Annotated in this window: 16 protein-coding genes; 9 read left to right on the forward strand and 7 right to left on the reverse strand. The window is 66.8% G+C overall.

Annotated elements, in window-relative coordinates:
- Nucleotides 1-168: 168 nt before the first annotated feature.
- Together A9X01_RS08030 and A9X01_RS08035 are read right to left on the reverse strand one after the other, a co-directional pair.
- A complete protein-coding gene (locus tag A9X01_RS08030; protein WP_065120242.1) occupies nucleotides 169-1395 on the reverse strand; it encodes a hypothetical protein in 1227 nt (408 codons plus the stop codon).
- Between the two features lie 200 nt (nucleotides 1396-1595).
- Nucleotides 1596-4886 (reverse strand): LuxR family transcriptional regulator, encoded by a 3291-nt coding sequence (locus A9X01_RS08035; RefSeq protein ID WP_065120243.1) that lies wholly within the window; start codon nucleotides 4884-4886, stop codon nucleotides 1596-1598.
- A 172-nt stretch (nucleotides 4887-5058) separates the two neighbouring features.
- Between A9X01_RS08035 and A9X01_RS08040 the strand changes: the two genes are divergently transcribed.
- Both A9X01_RS08040 and A9X01_RS08045 read left to right on the forward strand, forming a co-directional pair.
- Nucleotides 5059-6267, forward strand: coding sequence for a cytochrome P450 (locus A9X01_RS08040; protein WP_155771988.1), 1209 nt, complete (start codon nucleotides 5059-5061; stop codon nucleotides 6265-6267).
- 132 nt (nucleotides 6268-6399) lie between these two features.
- The gene (locus tag A9X01_RS08045; RefSeq protein ID WP_065120244.1) at nucleotides 6400-6807 is read left to right on the forward strand and encodes a hypothetical protein; all 408 of its coding nucleotides are present in this window, start codon (nucleotides 6400-6402) and stop codon (nucleotides 6805-6807) included.
- Here the strand turns inward: A9X01_RS08045 and A9X01_RS08050 are convergent, their stop codons facing one another.
- Nucleotides 6808-7632 carry an LLM class F420-dependent oxidoreductase gene (locus A9X01_RS08050; protein ID WP_065120232.1) on the reverse strand — a complete coding sequence of 275 codons (825 nt, stop codon included), beginning with the start codon at nucleotides 7630-7632 and terminating at the stop codon, nucleotides 6808-6810.
- 210 nt (nucleotides 7633-7842) lie between these two features.
- Between A9X01_RS08050 and A9X01_RS08055 the strand changes: the two genes are divergently transcribed.
- Genes A9X01_RS08055 through A9X01_RS08070 form a run of 4 tightly spaced genes read left to right on the forward strand, consistent with a single transcriptional unit; the run spans nucleotide 7843 to nucleotide 10455 of the window.
- A complete protein-coding gene (locus A9X01_RS08055) occupies nucleotides 7843-9033 on the forward strand; it encodes a cytochrome P450 (protein WP_065120233.1) in 1191 nt (396 codons plus the stop codon).
- A complete protein-coding gene (locus tag A9X01_RS08060; RefSeq protein ID WP_065120234.1) occupies nucleotides 9033-9227 on the forward strand; it encodes a ferredoxin in 195 nt (64 codons plus the stop codon). Before A9X01_RS08055 ends, A9X01_RS08060 begins: the two co-directional genes overlap by 1 nt.
- A gap of 56 nt (nucleotides 9228-9283) precedes the next feature.
- Nucleotides 9284-10072 (forward strand): heavy metal-binding domain-containing protein, encoded by a 789-nt coding sequence (locus A9X01_RS08065; RefSeq protein ID WP_065120235.1) that lies wholly within the window; start codon nucleotides 9284-9286, stop codon nucleotides 10070-10072.
- Nucleotides 10072-10455 carry a DUF5073 family protein gene (locus A9X01_RS08070; RefSeq protein ID WP_065120236.1) on the forward strand — a complete coding sequence of 128 codons (384 nt, stop codon included), beginning with the start codon at nucleotides 10072-10074 and terminating at the stop codon, nucleotides 10453-10455. The genes A9X01_RS08065 and A9X01_RS08070 overlap by 1 nt, the downstream gene beginning before the upstream one ends.
- Nucleotides 10456-10481: 26 nt before the next feature.
- On the opposite strand, the gene A9X01_RS08075 is transcribed toward A9X01_RS08070, so the two are convergent.
- The 3 genes from A9X01_RS08075 to A9X01_RS08085 all read right to left on the reverse strand — a co-directional run bounded on the left by A9X01_RS08075 (nucleotide 10482) and on the right by A9X01_RS08085 (nucleotide 15152).
- Nucleotides 10482-11879, reverse strand: coding sequence for an adenylate/guanylate cyclase domain-containing protein (locus A9X01_RS08075; protein ID WP_172832470.1), 1398 nt, complete (start codon nucleotides 11877-11879; stop codon nucleotides 10482-10484).
- Between the two features lie 175 nt (nucleotides 11880-12054).
- On the reverse strand, nucleotides 12055-13464 hold the full coding sequence (locus tag A9X01_RS08080; RefSeq protein ID WP_065120237.1) for a WS/DGAT/MGAT family O-acyltransferase: 1410 nt from the start codon (nucleotides 13462-13464) through the stop codon (nucleotides 12055-12057).
- Between the two features lie 164 nt (nucleotides 13465-13628).
- On the reverse strand, nucleotides 13629-15152 hold the full coding sequence (locus A9X01_RS08085; RefSeq protein WP_065120238.1) for an FAD-dependent oxidoreductase: 1524 nt from the start codon (nucleotides 15150-15152) through the stop codon (nucleotides 13629-13631).
- Between the two features lie 106 nt (nucleotides 15153-15258).
- Here A9X01_RS08085 and A9X01_RS08090 point away from each other — a divergent pair, with 106 nt between their 5' ends.
- Together A9X01_RS08090 and A9X01_RS08095 are read left to right on the forward strand one after the other, a co-directional pair.
- Nucleotides 15259-18009 carry a helix-turn-helix transcriptional regulator gene (locus A9X01_RS08090; protein ID WP_065120239.1) on the forward strand — a complete coding sequence of 917 codons (2751 nt, stop codon included), beginning with the start codon at nucleotides 15259-15261 and terminating at the stop codon, nucleotides 18007-18009.
- The gene (locus A9X01_RS08095) at nucleotides 18006-18932 is read left to right on the forward strand and encodes an antibiotic biosynthesis monooxygenase (protein WP_081282263.1); all 927 of its coding nucleotides are present in this window, start codon (nucleotides 18006-18008) and stop codon (nucleotides 18930-18932) included. Before A9X01_RS08090 ends, A9X01_RS08095 begins: the two co-directional genes overlap by 4 nt.
- Here the strand turns inward: A9X01_RS08095 and A9X01_RS08100 are convergent, their stop codons facing one another.
- Complete coding sequence (locus tag A9X01_RS08100; protein WP_065120240.1) at nucleotides 18933-19814, reverse strand: SDR family NAD(P)-dependent oxidoreductase; 882 nt, start codon at nucleotides 19812-19814, stop codon at nucleotides 18933-18935.
- Here A9X01_RS08100 and A9X01_RS08105 point away from each other — a divergent pair.
- The gene (locus A9X01_RS08105) at nucleotides 19713-19973 is read left to right on the forward strand and encodes an MMPL family transporter (protein ID WP_065120241.1); all 261 of its coding nucleotides are present in this window, start codon (nucleotides 19713-19715) and stop codon (nucleotides 19971-19973) included. The two genes, A9X01_RS08100 and A9X01_RS08105, sit on opposite strands and share 102 nt — an antisense overlap.
- Nucleotides 19974-20073: the final 100 nt, after the last annotated feature.

The raw sequence follows: 20073 nt of genomic DNA on the forward strand, positions 1-20073 counted from the left end.
CCGACACCCACATGGTCGAACTGCGCAACTACCTCACCCGCCGAAACACCCACGGCGACACCGAATGGATCCCACCCCGACACCTCGACCACCGACGCCCCCGCATCAACTGCATGCACCACCCCGAGAAACCACTCAAACCCGAAAGCGACGAGCCGGTCTGACGCTCTAAACGGGCGTGAGCGGCAACGACTTTCGTGGCTGAAACACGAAGGTCGAGCCGCCGCTGAACTTCGTCACCGCTACCTCATCGAATTCCTTTGCTGCGGTGCTGGATTCGAAGATATGCGCGGTCCATTCCGTTGCGGTGCCGTCCAATTCGACGCGCAGGTGCGGGTCCACCCCGGCGGCGATCGCTTGCAGCGGCTCGATGGCATCCGGCGTGACCAACGCCGGCCATGCGTCGTCCTCGTGCGCGGGCGACGGGCGCAGGTGCACCGCGTCCCGCTCGAAATCGGCGAATACGTAGGCCGCGGGATTGAACAGCGGATGCAACTCCATCACCCGGACGGCACCTTCGGCGCCGGCGGGAAGGTCGAGGGCGCGGTGGATCCGCTCCGCCGCCAGCCCGGCCAGTCCGATGAGCTGCTTGGTGGCGATCGAGCGGGCCAGTGCGGCATCGTCGCCGGCGCGCTTGCCCACCGCCAGCGCGAACGACAGGTAGAGCAAGTGCATCTGCAGGCAGACTTCGTCGGCGATGCGAACCAGCGCCGAATGGGAGAACGCCGCGAAGTCGAAGTCGGACAACAGCGGGCCCGAATAATCGGCCAGGCCGGGCTCGCTGTCATCGATGGTGTCGAGCTCGGTTGTGGCAGCGTTGCTGCGGCCGATGATGTCGGACTCCGGAATGAAACCCACTTCGGGGTTCGAATCGTCGATGATCACCGTCCAGGCGCAGTGCGGCTGCCGATCGGAGGGCACTCGCGGCGGCCGGTGGATCGGGCGCACCTGTGCCCGGCGGTTGGTCGCCAGGGCGGTGGCGTCGAACGTCGGGTCCTCGATGTCGTGGCACATGCCGCGCACGTAGTCCTCGCCCATCGGTTCGACGTCCAACAGGGCACCGCAGTGGTCGAGGTGGAACTCACCATGCCAGCGGTCGTGGACCGTGTAGCGGAAGTCCATGAACTGCGGCGGAGCGCCGATATCGAGTTGCAGGCCCTTGAATATCGTGATGACGTCGACACCCTCGTACCGAAGCGCCCGCTGCATGCGTTTGGTGTACAGCGGACTCGCGGCCGCCCACTCCTCGATCGCGATCTGCAGCATTTCCTCGCGACCGAATCGCTGGATGCACCAAGCCATGCCGGAGCGGTCGATCATCTGACCGATCAGCAGCAGTTCCGGCACAAGGGTGCTGAGCTGGTCGCGGGTCAGGGCCGCGTACCTGCTGGGCATGTAATAGTCCTCCGGTCTGCTGAGCCATGAGCCCGAGTTCGACGTCAATTATGGACAGGTGTCCGGTGACAACTCCGACTGTAGCCGACCCCTTTCATTTAGGGCAACAACAGTGCGATCCGAGCGCGGACGGTGCGAAAACGCACGGCCCATACCAGCGCTTATGCCACGAACGCTGGACAGTTGTCCGGTAACAGAGATCAGCCTTGCCTGGCCGCCTCCTGCACCAGTTGCACGCGTGAGCCGATGCCGAGTTTGGTGTAGATGTGCGTGAGATGGGCCTGGACGGTGCGGGGCGACACGAATAACCGCGTCGCGATCTCCTTGTTCGCCATGCCTTCGCAGACGAGCCGGGCGACGTCCCGTTCGGCCGGGGTCAAGGACCCCCAGCCGCTGTCCGGCCGCTTGCGCTGACCGCGCCCTCGCTGCGCATACGCGATCGCCTCTGCGGTGGAAAGTGCCGCACCTTCTGCCCACGCGGCGTCGAAGTCGTTGGAGTCCAGCGTTTTACGAAGCCTCGCGATCGTTGCATCGTATTCGGCCTGGAGGATCTTGAAGCGTACTACGCCTAAGTGATCTCTCAGCGCCTGCGCGGCACCCAACAAGCGCGTCGCCTCGGCGAGACTACCGCTGCGGGCAGCCAGGTCGGCAAGGCATTCCAGGGCATCCGGCACGTGGAGATACACGTCCTTCTCGACGGCACAGCACAACGCGTCGTGGGCGTCGCGCTCAGCCTCCAGGAGCATGTTGTCGGCGACGTGCACGCGTGCGCGAAGCAGCAGCGCTGCCACGCGGTGCCAACCTTTCGCCACGGCGATCGCCGCATCCACCTGCTCCTGGGCCTCAGCCAAATCGCCACGGGCTAGGGCGGCTTGGCTGGTATTGAACACGCGCTGGGCGATAGCTATCGGTGGCTGGTGTGCGTACATGCCTTGATATGCCGCTTCACCGGCTTCATATGCCCCCGCCACATCTCCGGCGGCCACTTTCGCTTGCGACAGTTGTGCGTGCGCCATGCCCAGGTAGTACTCGCCAAGGTCGGCGGCCGCCGCCAGCGCCGCGTCGGCGACGGCAACTGACTCTTCCAGTTCTCCGTGATACGCCAGCGACATGCCGAGACCCATCACGGCGACAGGTCCGGATACGCGATCGTGAGTCTGATCGCACTCCGCGGCCAAGTTCCGAAACTCAGAAATGGCGTCAATTAGGCTGCCCTGCACTAAAAGTGACCAGCCGATCGCCAGTCGGCATTGTCGCGAGTTTCCTCGATCTCCGATCTCGTCGGCGATTACACGCCCCTCTTCGCCCGCCAGTCGCGCGGCATTGAGGTCACCGGTGTTCAATCCGGTGTTGGACTGCCAGGCCAAGGCTTGGCTCAAGATCCAACGCTCATCCAGTAACCGGGCCAGTCCGATCGCCTCTGCGTAGTACGTCGCGGCCGTTTGGTCGTCGTATTGGGCACCGGCAGATAAACCAGATGCAGTGAGGGCTCGGGCGAGTAGAGCGGGATCGTCGAGTTCGCGGGCAATCTGCACCGAGCGTTGCGCAAGTTCCATATGCTGGCCACCCGCGAATACTTTCAGCACGGCTTCGTCGGCCAGTGCGCGTGCACGCACCGCCGGCGATACATCGTTTCCGGCGGCGGGTATCACGCGAAACCACGCCATGCCCTCCATGATTCGCCCCCGGGTCAGCCAGACTGGCTGCAAAGACGATGCCAGCGCAGACGCCCGTTCAGTGGCACCATTCTCCAGATCCCAGCCCAGCGCATTGCGCAGGTTGTCCATCTCGAGTTCGGCTTGATCGAGCTGTTCTTCATAGTCGGCGCGGGCCGGCGCGTCGAGCAGGGCGGCGATGGCGGTGTAGTGATCGCAATGCCGGGACCGCACGGCGTCGGCTTCGCCGGACTCGCTGAGTTTCTCCAATGCGTACTGGCGCACCGTTTCTAGCAGTCGGTACCGGGTGTGACCGCTGCTGTCGTCGGCGACGACGAGGGACTTGTCGACGAGCAACGTCAGTTGATCCAGCACCTGATACCGCTCGATCGTTTCGCCTCCGCACACGAATTGCGCTGCCGCAAGGTCGAATCCGCCGTAGAAGACGGCCAGCCGCCGGAACAGGATGCGCTCGGTCTCGGTGAGCAATGCATGCGACCAGTCCACCGACGCGCGCAGCGTCTGCTGGCGGCGCACCGCGGTACGTGAACCGCCGGTCAGCAATCGGAAGCGGTCGTGCAGGCTGTCGACGATCTCGGTCAGGGACAACGCCCGCACCCGCGCGGCGGCGAGTTCGATCGCCAGGGGCATGCCGTCCAGACGGCGGCAGATCTCGGCCACCTGTGCGCTGTTCTCGGCGGTCACGACGAAATCGGGCCGCGCCAGCCGCGCCCGCTCGGCGAACAGTTCCACCGCTTCATCGGCCAGTGACAGTGACGGCACCAGCCACGTCGCCTCACCGGGGATGTTCACCGGTTCCCTGCTGGTTGCCAGCACGGTCAGTCGCGCAGCACCACCCAACAGCGTCGCCAGCAGCGTGGCGCAGGCATCCAGCAAATGCTCGCAATTGTCCAGCACCATCAACATGTGCCGGTCGCGCACGAACCGAAGCAGCGTGTCCATCGTCGAACGCCCGGGCTGATCCGGCAAACCCAACGCGCGGGCCACCGTCACCGGCACCACCTCGGCCGCCGTGATCGGTGCCAGATCGACATACCAAACGCCGCCGTCGAATTCGCCCGACATGCTGATCGCAACCTGCACCGCCAGCCGGGTCTTGCCGACGCCCCCCGCGCCGGTCAGCGTGACCAACCGATTGCCTGCCAACCTTTTTCGCAAGCTCACGATCTGGTCTTGGCGGCCCACGAAACTAGTCAGCTGCGCCGGAAGGTTAGGCGCGGCAACGCCACTCGCGCTTCGCAACGGCGGGAAGTCATTGCGCAGGTCGGGATGGCACAACTGCACCACCCGCTGCGGCCTGGCCAGATCACGCAGCGGGTGCGCACCCAGGTCCATCAGCCAGGCACCCTCCGGCAAAGATTCCGCAACCAGGTCGTCCGTCGTTCCCGACAGCACCGTTTGACCACCGTGTGCGAGATCGCGCAGCCTGCCCGTGCGATTGATCGTCGGGCCCACGTAATTGTCCTCGTCACGCAACCGCACGTCCCCGGTGTGGATTCCGATACGCAGCCGGATCGGTGCCAGCGGCGCGCGTTGTAAGGCGAGAGCACAGGCCACCGCATCCGCCGCACGGCCAAATGCGACCACGAAGCTGTCGCCCTCGCCCTGTTCGACCGGCCGCACACCATCGTGGGCCGCCACCAGCTCGGCCAGCGCCGTGTCCAGTCGGGCTACCGCCGCCGCCATGACATCGGGCTGCGTCTCCCACAGCCGGGTCGATCCCTCGACGTCGGCCAGTAGCAGCGTCACGGTTCCGGTTGGCAGTCCAGTCCCAGCCACGGTCACATCAAAATCACTCCAGTCCGTCGTGCTCATGGTAGCCAGCATCCGGCGACGCGGATCGCAAAACATCAGCCAAATGGCCAATGGTCTGTGCGCGACCACGCTTATGTACGCATCCCGTCGCCACCGCAAATCGGCACGTTGGCCGATGGTCCCCACCGGCGATCGCCGGAGAGTCGAAGCCATCCCGTCCGAGGAGGCCACCATGACCGTCGTTACGCTGCCGTCAATCACCTACCACGCGGCCCGCGATCCGCACGAGATCCACCGGCTGATCAAACAGGCTCGCCAGCAGGGACCAATTGCATTGGGGCCGTACGGACCTGAGGTCCTGACCTACGACCTGGTCCGCCTGGTGCTGCGGGACTCGCGGTTCGCCATGCCGCGCGGGATCGGGTTGGTGGTACAGGGCATCAACTCCGGCCCCCTGTGGGATCGGGTGTGCCGCTTGCTTATCAGTCTCGACGGCGCCGAACACCACCGCCTGCGGCGCTTGGTTTCCCGGGCGTTCACTCCGAAGGCCGCAGCGAAGATGCGTGCCGCCTGTACCGAGGTGATCACCGCGCTCGTCGACGAACACGCGGACGTTGGCCGCTGTGACGTGGTCACCGATATCGCACGGGCGTACCCCATCCCGATCATCTGCGAGATGCTGGGCACCCCTAGAGAGGATTGGCGGCTCTTCTCGGCGTGGGCAGACGACATCAGCAAGGTCTTCGGCGCCAGTATCGCGGGACAGGAGTCCGCGATTCTGAGTGCCTGGGAACAGCTCGAGGCCTACATCGAGGCGCTGATCGCCCGCCGGCGCCACTCGCTCACCGACGACTTGATCTCCGAACTCATTCGCGCGCAGGGTGACGGGCTTACCCACGAGGAGTTGGTGAACCTGGTCGCGATCCTGCTCAACGCCGGTACCGATACGACGCGTCACCAGTTGGCGGCGGCCGTGCAGGCCCTGACCGAACACCCGGACCAGTGGCGGCTACTCGCCGAGCATCCCGACCTCGCCCCCCAAGCCGTCGAGGAACTTATTCGGCACAGCCCGATCACCTTTGCGGTGATCAGAGTAGCGACCGAGGACGTCGAACTAGCGGGCATCAGCATCCCCGCCGGCACCGTCGTGTTGGCGAACACAGCGTCGGCGAACCACGACGAGACCGTCTATCACCGGCCCGACCGGCTGAATATCACCCGTCCGGAGCCCAAACCCATGCTGACCCTCGGTGGTGGCGTGCACTACTGCCTCGGTGCACACCTGGCCAGGGTCGAACTCACCGAGGCGCTGCGGGTCATCACGCGCCGCATGCCGAACGCCAGGCGTACCGGTTCGGCCCCTTGGCGGCCTCCCACTGAACTATCCGGCCCTACAACGCTTCCCATCGAGTTCGACCCCATGCCGCTGACCGCAAGCTGAGCGACACACCGGACCCGGGTTGATCCGCTCCCCCACTTTCGGCAATCCTCGACGAGAGCAGAAAGACGAGGAGGGTCGGACGTGGGTGTGGGACAGCTCGCGCTGAACAGCGCACCGGTACTGGGCGGCGTGATGCTCGCCGTTGCCGCCGGGCAATTCCGGGGGCCGGACTTTCGCGGCCTGATAAAACAGGACATGGACCTGCTGGAGCGGTTGCCTCCCGAGGCCGCCGAGCGGCGCGCCGAGTTGCAACGCACGATCGACGCCCGGATCGACGACCTGATCGAGGCCTCGGACCGCGGGCGGGCCATGCGCAAGGCCGCCGCGTCCTACCGGGGCAACTGGCGCGACATCGTGCTGCTGCTGTGCGCGGTGCTGTTTACGATCGTCTGGTGGGATGTCAGCCACAGCCGCAGCAACTGGCTGCCCACGTTCATCCTGCTGATCCTGCTGACGGTGGTGACCGCCGTCTATGCGCTGCGTGGGATCGTACGTGCTAGCGTGACCATGCTCCGCCGGCGCGGCGGAAAACAAGGCTAGCTACCGCAGCGGCACTCCGTCCCGCCAGGCGATCATCTCGCCGAGAGCGCTTAGGTCGTAACCCTTTTCGGTCGGTCTGACCTCTGCGGTGAAGAGCGTGACGCCTTCCTTGCTGTATAGGTCGGCCTCGTTCGGACCGGTCCACGGCACCGCCCGCTCGATCGCGGCATCGTCGCGCTGCGCCGCCTCCGCATACCACTTGAGCAGTTCATCGCGGCGACGGAACTCGTCGATCGGCTCGACGGTGTGCCAGATATCGGCAAACCCGGCGACCAGCTGGAGGGCTCGGTCCAGGCCGGGACCGCCGATGAGTATCGGGATCTCACGCAGCGGCGGCGGAATCAGCCGGGCGAGCCGGTTCTCGATGCGGGCCAAGCCGTCCACGAACAGCCGCAAGCGGTCCCCGACGGTCGGGTACGCGTACCCGTAGCTGGTGTAATCCTTTTCATACCAACCAGATCCGAGCCCGAGGATGAGCCTCCCGCCGCTGATGTGGTCGACGGTGCGCGCCATGTCGGCCAGCAGGTCGGGGTTGCGATAGCCGATGCCGGATACCAGCAGACCGATCTCGACCCGCGTGGTCAGTTCACCCCAGGTGGCCAGGGCGGTCCAGCCTTCGAAGTGGTTGACGTCGTGTTGCTCGGGTAGCAGGCGCGTCGCGCCGTGCCGGTTCTCGACGAACGGCTTGTGGAAGTGGTCGTAGCCGAACACGACGTCCGCACCCATGGCCTCGGCGTCGAGGACGGCTTGGCGCCACGTGGCGTAGCTCGGCGTACCGCCGGGCCACAGTTGAACTCCGACACGTGTTGGGCGGGCGGCTGTCATCGGAAACCTCTGGTGTTATCGGCCGGAATGACTCCGACCTGGCGTCAGCGTCGATCAGCAGGCCCCCCGCCCTAGCCACGCTGCCAGAGCAACCTCAGTTCAATGCATGTGCGCAAAAGTGAACGCGCCTGGCCCAGGAGTTATTCCGGGAACCATAAATCCTGGTGGGAAGGCATTGCCCGGGGGTCGGTGCGGTGCCAGGCTAACCACATGACAGAAGCCGAAGGGTTCGTCGACCAGGCCATGGTTGGCCTCGCCGAGCCTCAGCCCATGTACAAGGCGTTGCGCGAATCAGCTCCGGTGCTGCGCTCACCGCAAGCGGTGGTGCTGAGCCGGCTCTCCGACATCGAGATGGCCCTCAAGCGGACCGACCTGTTTTCCTCGAACATGGATGCGGTCGACCTCGGGAACCTGCGGCCGTTGATCCCGCTGCAGGTCGACCCGCCCGATCATGCCAAGTACCGGCGCATTCTTGATCCGCTGTTCACCCCGCGGGAGATGGCTCGGCGCGAGCCGCAGGTCACCGCGCTGGTGAACGAGATGATCGACCGGTTCGCAGGCCGGGGCGAATGCGACTTCCACGCCGAGTTCGCGGTGCCACTGCCTTGCACCGTCTTCCTCCAGCTACTGGGTCTGCCTTTGCAGGATCTGGACAAGTTCCTGGAATGGAAGGACGGCGTGATCCGTCCTGAGGGCGCCACCGATTGGGACGACCGGCACGCCGCTTCCGCGCCGGTCGCCTTACAGATCTACGAATACTTCGATCGTGCCATCGACGATCACATCGCGAGTCCGCGCGACGACGTGTTGTCGGCAATGATCGCCGCGGACCTGAAGGACGCGGATGCAGGAGCCCCGAAGAAGCTGACTCGCGAGGAGCTGCTCGACATCTGTTTTCTGTTCCTCATCGCCGGACTCGACACGGTGACCGACTCGCTCGACTGCTTCTTCGTGTTCCTGGCCCGCCACCCCGAACACCGTCATCAACTGGTCGAGCAGCCCGACATCCTGCCGCACGCCATCGAGGAGCTGCTGCGCTGGGAGACACCGGTACCCGGGGTCGCCCGGGTCGCCATGCAAGAGGTCGAAGTCGGTGGCTGCCCGATCCACAAGGGCGACCGGGTCAGCCCGCTCCTCGGCGCGGCCAACACCGACCCGGCGGAGTTTCCCGAGCCCGAACTCGTCGATTTCGCCCGTAACCCGAACCGGCACCGTGCCTTTGGCGGCGGGCCCCACCGCTGCCTCGGATCCCATCTGGCCCGCATGGAGCTGCGGGTCGCGTTGCGTGAATTCCACCGCCGCATCCCAAATTACGAGATTCCGCCCGGTACCGAATTGAAGTACACCGCCGCGCTGCGCTCGGTGGAAGCCCTGCCGCTGACCTTCCCGGTTGCCTTGTGATGAGCCGTATTTCGATCGACGCCGACCGTTGTGTGGGGCACGGGCGCTGCTATTCCCTGGCGCCGGACGTCTTCGATGCCGACGAGGTGGGACATTCGGTTTTGCGCGTCGAGGACGTGTCCGGAGAACTCGAGCAACACGCTGTGGTGGGTGCGCAGAACTGCCCGGAAGAGGCGATCACCCTCACTTCGTGAGTTCGCGCCGGGTTGCTAGGTACGCTGACGCAAATCACGAGAAGGGATGTCTGCCCATGGACCCAAGCGCACTCGATCCGGTAGCCAGCGAACGGTTGTCGCATGCCGCGAAGTCATGGACGTCCGACCTGTCGATCAACGAGTTCGCGCTGCTGCACGGGGCCGGCTTCGAACCGATCGAGCTGGTGATGGGCGTCTCGGTCTACCACGTCGGATATCAGTTCACCGGGATGCGTCAGCAACAGGAACTGGGCGTGCTCACCGAGGCCACCTACCGCGCGCGCTGGAATGCGATGGCCCGCATGCAGGCCGAAGCCGATGCGCTGCAGGCCGACGGCATTGTGGGTGTCCGCCTCAACTGGCGCCATCACGGCGAGGGTGGCGAACACCTGGAGTTCATGGCCGTCGGCACCGCGGTGCGGTACACCGAAAAGCCGGGTGCGTTCCGCCGGCCGAACGGTCAGGCATTTTCCAGCCACCTTTCTGGTCAGGACATGGTGACGCTGCTGCGCTCGGGCCACACGCCGGTGGCGTTCGTGATGGGGAACTGCGTGTTTCACATTGCGGTGCAGGGCTTCATGCAGACGCTCAAGCAGATGGGCCGCAACATGGAGATGCCGCAGTGGACGCAGGGCAACTACCAGGCTCGGGAGCTGGCGATGTCGCGCATGCAGACCGAGGCCGAGCGCGACGGCGCCACCGGCGTGGTCGGCGTGCACTTCGCCATCTCGAACTACGCCTGGGGACACCACACGGTGGAGTTCTACACCGCAGGAACGGCCGTGCGCCGTACCGGCAGCGGCGAGACGATCAAGCCGACGTTCGTGCTGCCGATGGATAACTGATGGTCGAATTCGACGCCGAGCGGGTCAGTCGCACCATAGCGAGTGCGCTGTCGGGACCCGGCGGTGTCGCGCTGGTGGTCAACGTGTTCGCAGGGGTGCCCGGAGTCATCCATACGCCGGCGCGGCGTGGCCTGTTCTCCTCCAGCCCCGAACGTATCCAGATCGGTGATTGGCGTTACGAGATCGCGCGCGACGGTCGGCTGCTGGCCGGGCATGTCGTGAACGGCATTGTGATCGCCGAGGACATCCTGCTTGCCAACGCGGTAGGCCCGCACGTCACCCGTGCGCTCGGTCAGATCGTCGCGCGGTATGGCGCCACTGTGGTTCCCAATATCAACGCTGCCGTCGATATCCTCGGCACCAGCACCGGGTATCAATACTGAGACATCGGATCGGTTGCGCCGCAGCGTTATTCGATGTCCGACCGGGGAACGACGATATCGGTGGGGCTGTCCCGTCCCCGCAGCACCGCGGTGGTCAGCGTGCGCCAGTGGCGCGATTCGGCCGCCGAGGCGCGACACAGTGCGGCACCCGATGCCGCGACGCCGCCCGTCTGCTTCGCCACCTCGGTGAGCCGAGCCGCTTCGTTGACCGGGTCACCGATGACGGTGTATTCGTACCGGCGCGATTCACCGATGTTGCCTGCGACGACGACGCCCGCTGACACCCCGATGCCCGCGGTGACCTCGGCCTGGTTGAGCCGGCAGCCGAGCTCGCGGGCAGCGGCGAGGGCTTTCCCCGCGTAGTCGGCCAGCTCCACCGGAGCACCGAAAATGGCCAGCGCGGCGTCACCTTCGAACTTGTTGATCAGGCCTTGATGACGCTCGACGACATCGACCACCACCGCGAAGAAGTCGTTGAGCAGCGCCACCAGCTCCTCGGGTGACATGCGCTCCGCCAGCCGGGACGAGCCGACCAGATCGACGAACAATGCCGCGGCCTCGCAGCTGACCCCGCCGAGCGTCGCCTGCAGCCCGTCTTTGGACGCGCTCTGCTCAGCCAGGCGCGCTACATCGCGCCCAACGTGCCGACCGAACAGCTCGCGCAACTGCTCGCGCTCGCGCAGACCCGCTGCCATCGTGTTGAACCCGGCCTGCAGCAGCCCGAGTTCGGAAGCGTCGAAAACCGGGACCGTGACGTCGAAGTCGCCGCGCTGCACCCGGGCCATCCCGTGACGAACCTCGTCGATGGGGTCGGCGCTCACCGCTCCCGTCAACGCCGTAATTGCCAAGCCGCTCACGGCCGCGCAACCGCCGAGGGTCAGCACCACAATTGCCAGTCTTTCCGCCGAGTAATCGACGACGAGTGCGCTCGCACCCACCAGCAGCAGTTCCAGCAGCGGTACACCGGTACCGAGCGTCCAGGCGGCCACCGCGCGCAACCGCAGGCCGGGCCCCCGAGCCGCAGACGGCGGACTGTGGGTGAGCAGCTCAGCGACCGACGAGCGCAGCACCCTGCTGCCCAGCCAGTACGCCACCGGGCTGGTGACGAAGCCGCCCAGCAGTATCGAGATTCCCAGTGTGGTCGCCAACCACGGGGCGTCAAGGTTGATCACCACCATGACCACTGCGGCCCCGACCCACACAGAGCCCTGGATCAACGCCATGCGGAACGGAATCGCCAGCAACACCCGCTTTCGCGCCTCGGCCTCGTCGCCGCCGGAACGGTACGTCGTCGCGAGCACTCCGCAAACACTCGCGATCGGGCTGGCGACACCGACGTAGACCGCTGCGACGATCGTGTTGAGCACCATGACGTGCCGTTCATTGAGCGCGTGGGCCGTCGGCAGGGCCCAGAAGGTCGTCACGCCGATCACCGCAGCACCCAATACATTTGGCGAGAGGATCGCCACGAGGAGGATGGCGCGGGTACGCCACGAAACGGGCCACTTCCTGCCGTGCAGCCGAGCCCGCCGGTGGTCCACGGCTATTAACCTGCCTGACAAACGCGGCGTCATCAACAACCGCAGCCCTCAGGACCGCTCAGTCGTCGCGATGCCCCCGCTCGCCTCGTTCCAGCCGGGCGCCGCACTCCAGCAATTCCTTGAGCGCGTCCGGGAACGCATCAGCCATGTCCCAGAGGTCCGGCAGCAGATCTGGACAGGAGATTATGCCGATGCCCAACGTCCCGTTGAGCGACATCACGGTGATGTTGAGCCCGGCGCCGCCGAGCAGCGGCCCAAGCGGATACATCGACGCCAGCCGGCAGCCAAGGAAATACAGCTGTTCCTGCGGCCCGGGGACATTGGACAGGATCATGTTGTAAACGGGGCTGGCGGACAACGGGATTCGCGGCAGAACCCGCATCGCCGCGCCGAACACCGTCTGGCCCCCGAACTCGGTCCAGTCATGTAGCAGCGTGGGCCCCATGGCCGCGGTATGTTCCTTGGCTGCGCAATTGCCGGCGGCCATCCGACGGATGCGTTCCACCGGATCGCTGATCTGGGTTTCCAGCCGACAGAACATCCACGTGGTCTGGTTGCGCCCGGGCCGATCGGATTTGTCGCGCACCGATACCGGGACGGTGGCCACTAGCGGGGCATCGGGCAGTTCGTCCTGCTGGAGCAGAAAGCGGCGCAGCACCCCCGCGCACAACGCCGTCACAACGTCATTCACGGTGACCCCGAACTGGTTCTTCACCCGCTTCACGTCGCGCATGTCCAGCTCGGTGTAGGCGACGTTGCGATAGCGGGTCAGCTGGCCGTTGAACGGAGTCGGTGGCGCGGAAAACGGTGCTGCCATCGTTCGTCCGTCTCTGGCCCGGATGAACGTCTGAGCGATCGTCAGCGCCGTTGTCGGGATCATCGTCGCGAGCCGCAGCGGTCGTTTCGCCACGTTGACAAATCCGCTGGTGGCGATCTGCAGCAGGCTGGCCCGCCCGGCGCCGGGCTTTGGCTGCGGCGCGGGCGCGTCCGGCACCGCGCTGCACAGCTGCGCGAGCAGGTTGGCGCCGGCGACACCGTCGACCACCGAGTGGTGCACCTTGAGCAACACCGTCAGCCCGTCGTCCCGGGCTCCGCCCTCGATCACCCACATTTCCCACAGGGGGTGGTCGCGGTCCAGCGGCAACCCCGCGATATGCCCGCAGATCTCGGAGATTTCGCGCCGGCCCCCGGGAGTCGGCGCCGCAACCCGGTGCAGGTGTCGCCGCAGCTCGAAACCCTCGTCGTCGACCCACACCGGATGGTCGGGGTTCCATTGGGTGTCGGCCAGCTTCATCCGGAATTCCGGTACAGCCTTGACGTGCCTGGCCAGCATCCCGCGCAACCGCGGGTACGAATAACCCCCGGGCATCGTCGAGGTGTCGAGTTCCAGGACACAGCACACATTCAGCGGCTGAGTCGGAGTCTCCATGTAGAGAAAGAAAGCATCAAGTCCGCTTAATCGTTCCATAGCCGCCTGCTCGACTAGTTAACGTGCATAAGAATTTTCCCGATCTACCCCGGACCCAAATCTTGTGGCTCCCCATCGAGCATCTGCACCGAGGTTCCGCACCGCGTACCCGGTTGACGCCTCAGCTAAACCAGCAATTCGCGCGGCCGCACCGAGCGTGTGCCTTATGAAGGCGAAACGCAATCGGCTCCGCCGTAAGCCCCACGTTCGGCGCATGATTCGCCGGCGGGTTCGCCCGCCCAGCGGTTCAGCGCGCCGGCCAACTCGGCGGCGCTGGGCAGCCGTTGCTGTGCCCATGCGACGTAACCGTCGGGACGGACCAGGACAGCCGCCGGAAGTGAAGTGTCGCAATGTGTTTCGTATTGCACGCCCGGGCGGTCACCGATGTCACCGACGGGTCCGCTGGTCAGCAGCACGAATCGGCCGCTGCGCAGCTGCTCGTACAGCCTGCCGCCGTCGCAGTTGACGTCGGGCATCCGCCTGCCCACCAGCGGGTGGTCCGCGCGGGACGAGCGGGGGTAGGTGATGCCGATGCCGCTGAGTCGCTCGGCCGCGATCCGGCGGCTGCGCGGGAAGTTCAGGATCATGCGGACGACGAAGCGCTGCACGAATCGGCGGATCGCGGACCGACCCAGCACCAGCTGATTGAACATGTCGGTCATGGCCAGCACGGCGGCGCCAACCGGGTGCCGCTCGGATTGATAACTGTCCAGCAACACCTCGGCGTTCTCGCCGCGCAGATCGCCGCGCACGACGGAAGCCAGTTTCCAGCCGAGGTTCATCGCGTCGCCGATGCCGGTGTTCATGCCCTGTCCGCCGATCGGGGAATGCACGTGCGCCGCATCACCGGCGAGGAAGACCCGTCCTGCCCGGTAACGCCTGGCTTGCCGCCGCTCACTGAGAAAACGTGAGCTCCAACGCATCTCGCTGATACCGAAGTCCTCATTGGCGATCCGGCCCAAGGCGTCATTTATGTCGGCCATGCTCACCGGTGTGCTCAGCGATTCCTGCTCCCGCAGCCGGTCCCAGACGATCGCGCGATACCAACCGTCGCCGAACGGCAGTACCAGCACCACGCCCTCGTTATTGGTCCGCGCGAACGCCAGCTCCTCGGGCGGCCTGGTCAGTCGCACGTCGGCCAGCATGATGTGCGTCGCGTACTGCTTGCCGACGAAGTCGACATCGAGCAGGCGCCGCACCGCGCTGTGCGCGCCGTCGCACCCGACGACGTAGCCGGCCCGAACCAAGTCGCCGTTGGCGAGTGCGATGTCGACGCCGGCACCGTCCTGTTCGAGCCCGGCGACTTCGGCCCCGCGGATAACCCGCACGCCGAGCCGTTCGGCCCGGGCGGCCAACACGTGTTCGGTGCCGCTCTGCGGAACCATCAGGATGAACGGGTAGCGCACCCGCAGTTCCTCGGCCAGCGACACCGTCGCGCCCGGCACCGGCGCCACCGAGCCGACCGCGAAACCCCTCTTCAGAACGTCGTCGACCAGCCCGCGGCTGTCGAGCAGTTCGAGGGTGCGTGCGTGGATGGCGAATGCTCGGGTGATGTTCGTCGATTGCTGGCGCCGTTCCAGCACGGCCACGCGAACTCCGCGCATCGCCAGCTCACACGCCAGCATCAGGCCGGTCGGCCCGGCGCCGATGACGGCGACATCAAGGTTTGCAAGCGTGCTCTCAGGCATCGGTAGCTCCTTCGTGGTTGGTGCCCTCAGCTTCGCGCCGGCGGGGTGCCGTTCGAATCAGTGAAGTCACCAGTCCCGTTCGCCGGTCACCCCTACGATCAGTGCTGTGCTGCACGGCCGCGAGGGGGAATGCGCCCAGGTAGATCGTCTGTTGGCCGCCGCACGGGCCGGGCACAGCGGCACCCTGGTGTTGCGTGGGGAGGCCGGTATCGGCAAGTCGGCGCTGCTGGAGTTCGCCGCCGCCAATGCCGCCGGCATGCGACTCTTGCGCACCTGCGGAGTCCCCACCGAAGCGCAGTTGCCGTTCGCCGCGCTGCACACCCTGCTGCTGCCCGTGCTGGACCACAACGACGCGATTCCCGATCGGCAGCGTGCCGCGCTGCTCGGCGCCTTTGGCCTGGGCCCGGCCACCGACGAGGGCCGCTTCCTGACCTCCCTGGCCGTGCTGAGCCTGCTCGCCGAGACAGCCGAATCGGGGCCGGTGCTGTGTCTGGTCGACGATGCCCAATACCTCGACGGCCCGTCGGCCGAGGCGCTGACATTCGCCGCCAGACGGGTGCACGCCGAGGGCATCGTCATGCTCTTCGGCGCACGGGACGATCCCGCACGCCATTTCGCCGCCCCGGACCTGCCGCAGGTGCGGCTCGACGGGCTGGGCCCCGACGCGGCCGCGGCCATGCTGGCCGAACACACAGACGCCCCGGTAGCCGAGCGGGTCCGGGACCGCTTGGTTGCCGACACCCTGGGCAATCCGCTGGCCCTGACCGAACTGGCGCGATCGCTTTCCGCGGACCACATCGCGGGCCGCGCTCCCCTGCCCGACCCGCTGCCGGTCAGCACCGATCTGGAGCGCTTCTATCTCGATCGTGCCGGGGACCTGCCCCTCGATACGCAAACCATGCTGCTGGTGGCTGCCGCCCACGACAGCGGGCAACTCGACGGCGTGCTGCGCGCCGCGCAAGCGCTGGATGTCGGGCCGGGCACGCTCGACCAAGCCGAAGCGGCCGGGTTGTTGCGGGTGAAATCGGGGGTCGTGGCGTTCGTCCAGCCGTTGATGCGGTCGGCAATCTACCGTGGTGCCACCTCACAGCGGCGACGCCAGGTCGAGCGCGCGCTGGCTGCCTGTCTGGACGACGACACCGATGCGGACCGCAAAGCGTGGCATCTGGCCAAGGCAGCGGCCGGACCGGACGCCGACGCGGCCGATGCCCTGTATGCGGCGGGCTGCCGAGCCGGCGTGCGGGGCGGACACGATGCGGCTGCCGCCGCATTCGAGCGTTCGGCGGCGCTCAGCGGTGCTCCCGCGCTGCGGGCGGCCCGGCTTACCGATGCCGCCGCGGCCGCCTGGTCGGCGGGACAACCGCAACGGGCCCGAGGCTTGTTGGATCAAGCCCTGCCGCTGGCCGATTCGCCGCAACTGCGGGGGCGCATTGCGCACCTGCACGGGCAGATCGAAGCGCACTGCGGAACCCCATCGGCGGCATACGCCATCCTGGTGGGCGGGGCGGAGGTGGTCGCCGCGCTGGAACCAGCGCAGGCAGCGCAGATGCTCGGCGAGGCGGGCCAACTCGCCTGGGCCGGCGGTGACCTGATGCGTCTCGACGAGATCGGCGGCCGGCTCGCCGCCCTTCCCGCGGCACAAGACCCGAATTTCGTTGCCGGACATGTGATCCAGGGCTTGGCGGGTTTGCTGCGCGGCGACACCACGGCCACCGCGGCGAAGCTGCGCGCGGCAGTCGAGATGGCCACCGTGAGCCGGGAGCCCCGGGTGCTGATGGGCGCCGCCGCGGGCGCGATGTTCCTCGGTGAGGATTCGCGGGCCATCGATCTGTTCAGCACTGCCGTCGCCAAGACCCGCGCCGCCGCCGACTTGGCCTTGTTGCCGCTGCTGCTGGGTCCGTTGGCCATGGTCGAGATGTTGACCAGCCGGTACGCGACCGCCCTGGCGGACGCCACCGAGGGGCTGCGCCTGGCCGAGGAGACCAGCCAGCACAATCCCGCCGCACACCTGCACGCCGTGTTGGCCTTGATCGCGGCGGTGCAGGGCCGGGCCCAGGATTGCCGCGATCACGCCGGCGCCGCGCTGGCGCAGGCGATCTCCTTCCGCCTCGGACCGCATGCGGCCATCGCGTCCTGGGCGCTCGCCATCCTGGACCTGGGTGCCGGACGCCCGGCGGAAGCGTTCGACCGGCTCGCGGCGCTGGCCGGGGCGGCGCCCGGCGAGGGCAACCAGATGGTCAGTTTGATGGCCACTTCGGACCTGGTCGAGGCGGCGGTGCGAACCCAACGAGCGGCCGTAGCGGCCAGTCACCTGGACGGGCTGCACGTGTGGGCGCACGACACCGGCGCGCAGTGGGCGCAAGCTCTCGTCGCCCGCTGTCAGGCCCTGCTGGCAACCGATGACGAGCAGGACCGGCAGTTCGGCGTCGCACTGAATTTGCACGCGCAGGGCGGACGGCCACTCGACACCGCCCGAACGCAACTGCTGTACGCAGAGCGCCTGCGGCGGCGCCGGCGCCGCACCGAGGCGCGCAAGTTGCTGAGTTCGGCACTCGAGACGTTCGAGCGCCTCGGCGCCGCGCCGTGGGCCGAACAGGCCCGCACCGAGCTCCTGGCAACCGGGGCCACGGCACGCAAACGCGATGCGGGCACCACAGAGAAGCTGACACCGCAGGAGCTGCAGATTGCCCGGTTCGTCAGCGCGGGCGAGACCAACCGCTCGATCGCGACGCTGATGTTTCTCAGCCCGCGCACCGTGGACTACCACCTGCGCAAAATCTTCGTGAAGTTGGGGCTGTCGTCGCGCGCCGAGTTGATCCGCATGTCGTTGAGCGACAATGCTGGACAACTGACATGACCGCCGGGGCCAGCGCGATCACCATCTTCCATACTCCGACCGACCCAGACAGATTCGATGCCTGGGTCGGCCGGTGTCTTGCCACGGCCGGCCGAGCCGCCGGTTTCGTCGGTGCCCGCCGGTCGGTGCACAGCGGCGGGCATCTCGATTGGGCGGTGGAGGTGCGTTTCACCGATACCGCATCGCTGGACTCGTGGCTCGACGGTGCCGAACGCCGAGCCGTCCTCGACGACGGTGCGGCACAGGGTTTCTGGCCCGCCACGGTGGATCTCATTCTCGCCGAGGGTGAGTTGCCACCGGCCGAGGCGGGCGTCTTCCTGCACCAGGTCGCTCCCGGGAAGGAGGCGGAATTCATTGTCGCACAGCGCGATTTGACGTCGGTCAGTTCGGCCTTCCCTGGTTACGAAGGTACGGTGCTGTTTCCGGCCGACGACTCCGGGCAATGGATGTCGATACTGCGCTTCCGCACCCCGCGGCAGCTCGCCGGCTGGATTCAATCCAGTGCGCGCCGAGAGGCCCTACCCCGCCTACGCGAGGAATTGACCAGAGACTTCGCCGAACTGCCTCGCAGCGCGCCGTTCGGGTCGACGGTCCGTGTCGCCGACGGCCAGACGAAGATCACGCCGGCCTGGAAGTCGGCGATGCTGGTGGTGCTCTGTCTCTATCCGACGGTGGTGTTGCTGTCCAACTGGCTGTCGCCCGAACTCGGCCGGCTCGGCATCAATCCGGCCGGTGAGATCTTGATCGGCAACGTCATCAGCGTCGCGTTGCTGCAGTGGGTGCTCGTCCCGGCCGCGTCGCGCCCGTTCCGGCGCTGGCTGGACCCGATCGACGGGGCATCGGCTCGGGTCAGCGTGGCCGGGTCGGCGGTGATCGTCGTGGGTTATGCACTGCTGCTGGCGTTCTTCTCCCTGGTCGGTTAGTCACGCGCCGATCATTGTGTGCAGTTCATCCACCGACCACGGTGGGCTGTCCCGGTGGTCCCGGTAGCCCAGCAGCCGCGGCGTGGGCCGGTCGAATCGGCCGACGAAACCGCCTGCGGCAACCAGGATCTGGCCGGTGACGTCGCGTGCCAGATCGCTGGCTAGGTAGGCGTACACCGGCGCCACGTAATGCGGCGGCGGCGCGTCGAGCGAGGCGCGCATGGTCATCTCGTCCAGCAGTCCGCGGCGATGCAGGTCCTCGATCTGCTGCCGGTAGTCGGGTCCGGTGGAAATCCGGGTCCGGGCCCCGGGACAGACCACGTTGGCCCGCACCCCATGCCCTTTCAGCTCCGCGGCGATGGCCATCGTCAGGCCGTTGACGGCGCCCTTGCCCGCGGGGTAGCCGGTGCCGCCGTAATCGCCGAGGAAGGCCACCGAGCTGGTGTTGATGATCGCGCCGTGGCCCTGCGCGGCCATCACCGGAGCCGCCACCCGGCAGGTGTGGAACACGGTGCCCAGATGCGCACCGATCAGCGTGTCGAACTCCGCCGGCGAGATCTGCAGGATCGACGAACCAGGCGGCTCAGCGATTCCCGCACAGTTGATCAGGATGTCCAACCGTCCGAAGGTGTTGGTGCACTCTTCGATCAGGGCAGCCGCGACGCGTTCATCGTCCGCTGCACCGGGCACACCGGTGGCCCGGGCCCCCGCGGCTTGCAGCGCGTCCACAGTGTCCTGCACGGCGGCCTCGTCCCGGCCGTTGATCACGACGGCGGCGCCTTGATTGCCGAGCAGTTCGGCGACAGCCCGGCCGATGCCGCGGCTACCGCCCACCACCACCGCGCGGCGGTCGGCGAGCAGAGCGTGCTCAGCTTGGCGCAGATCGGCGTCACGGTAGGCGTGGCCCTGTTGCTCAACGCCCTTTTGGTGCGCACTTTCATGCTGCCCGCCGTGATCGTCGTCTTTGACCGCTGGTTGTGGTGGCCGCGCGAAGCGGTCAGTGATGAGCCGGAGCGCGAACCGGTGACCGCCAGCGCATGAGCGAGCACGCTCTGCTCGCCGACCGCCGCGCGGTGGTGGTGGGCGGTAGCCGCGGCATCGGCCGGGCTGTCGCCGAACTGCTCGGCAATCAAGGCGCTCA

It is taken from the genome of Mycobacterium asiaticum (assembly GCF_001668675.1).
GTDB lineage: Bacteria > Actinomycetota > Actinomycetes > Mycobacteriales > Mycobacteriaceae > Mycobacterium > Mycobacterium asiaticum_D.

Excerpts from the sequence above, each read along its gene's own strand:
- A9X01_RS08030 (WP_065120242.1), bottom strand. The coding sequence starts at position 1,395 with ATGCCCAGCAGGTACGCGGCCCTGACCCGCGACCAGCTCAGCACCCTT.
- A9X01_RS08035 (WP_065120243.1), bottom strand. The coding sequence starts at position 4,886 with ATGAGCACGACGGACTGGAGTGATTTTGATGTGACCGTGGCTGGGACT.
- A9X01_RS08040 (WP_155771988.1), top strand. The coding sequence starts at position 5,059 with ATGACCGTCGTTACGCTGCCGTCAATCACCTACCACGCGGCCCGCGAT.
- A9X01_RS08045 (WP_065120244.1), top strand. The coding sequence starts at position 6,400 with ATGCTCGCCGTTGCCGCCGGGCAATTCCGGGGGCCGGACTTTCGCGGC.
- A9X01_RS08050 (WP_065120232.1), bottom strand. The coding sequence starts at position 7,632 with ATGACAGCCGCCCGCCCAACACGTGTCGGAGTTCAACTGTGGCCCGGC.
- A9X01_RS08055 (WP_065120233.1), top strand. The coding sequence starts at position 7,843 with ATGACAGAAGCCGAAGGGTTCGTCGACCAGGCCATGGTTGGCCTCGCC.
- A9X01_RS08060 (WP_065120234.1), top strand. The coding sequence starts at position 9,033 with ATGAGCCGTATTTCGATCGACGCCGACCGTTGTGTGGGGCACGGGCGC.
- A9X01_RS08065 (WP_065120235.1), top strand. The coding sequence starts at position 9,284 with ATGGACCCAAGCGCACTCGATCCGGTAGCCAGCGAACGGTTGTCGCAT.
- A9X01_RS08070 (WP_065120236.1), top strand. The coding sequence starts at position 10,072 with ATGGTCGAATTCGACGCCGAGCGGGTCAGTCGCACCATAGCGAGTGCG.
- A9X01_RS08080 (WP_065120237.1), bottom strand. The coding sequence starts at position 13,464 with ATGGAACGATTAAGCGGACTTGATGCTTTCTTTCTCTACATGGAGACT.
- A9X01_RS08085 (WP_065120238.1), bottom strand. The coding sequence starts at position 15,152 with ATGCCTGAGAGCACGCTTGCAAACCTTGATGTCGCCGTCATCGGCGCC.
- A9X01_RS08095 (WP_081282263.1), top strand. The coding sequence starts at position 18,006 with ATGACCGCCGGGGCCAGCGCGATCACCATCTTCCATACTCCGACCGAC.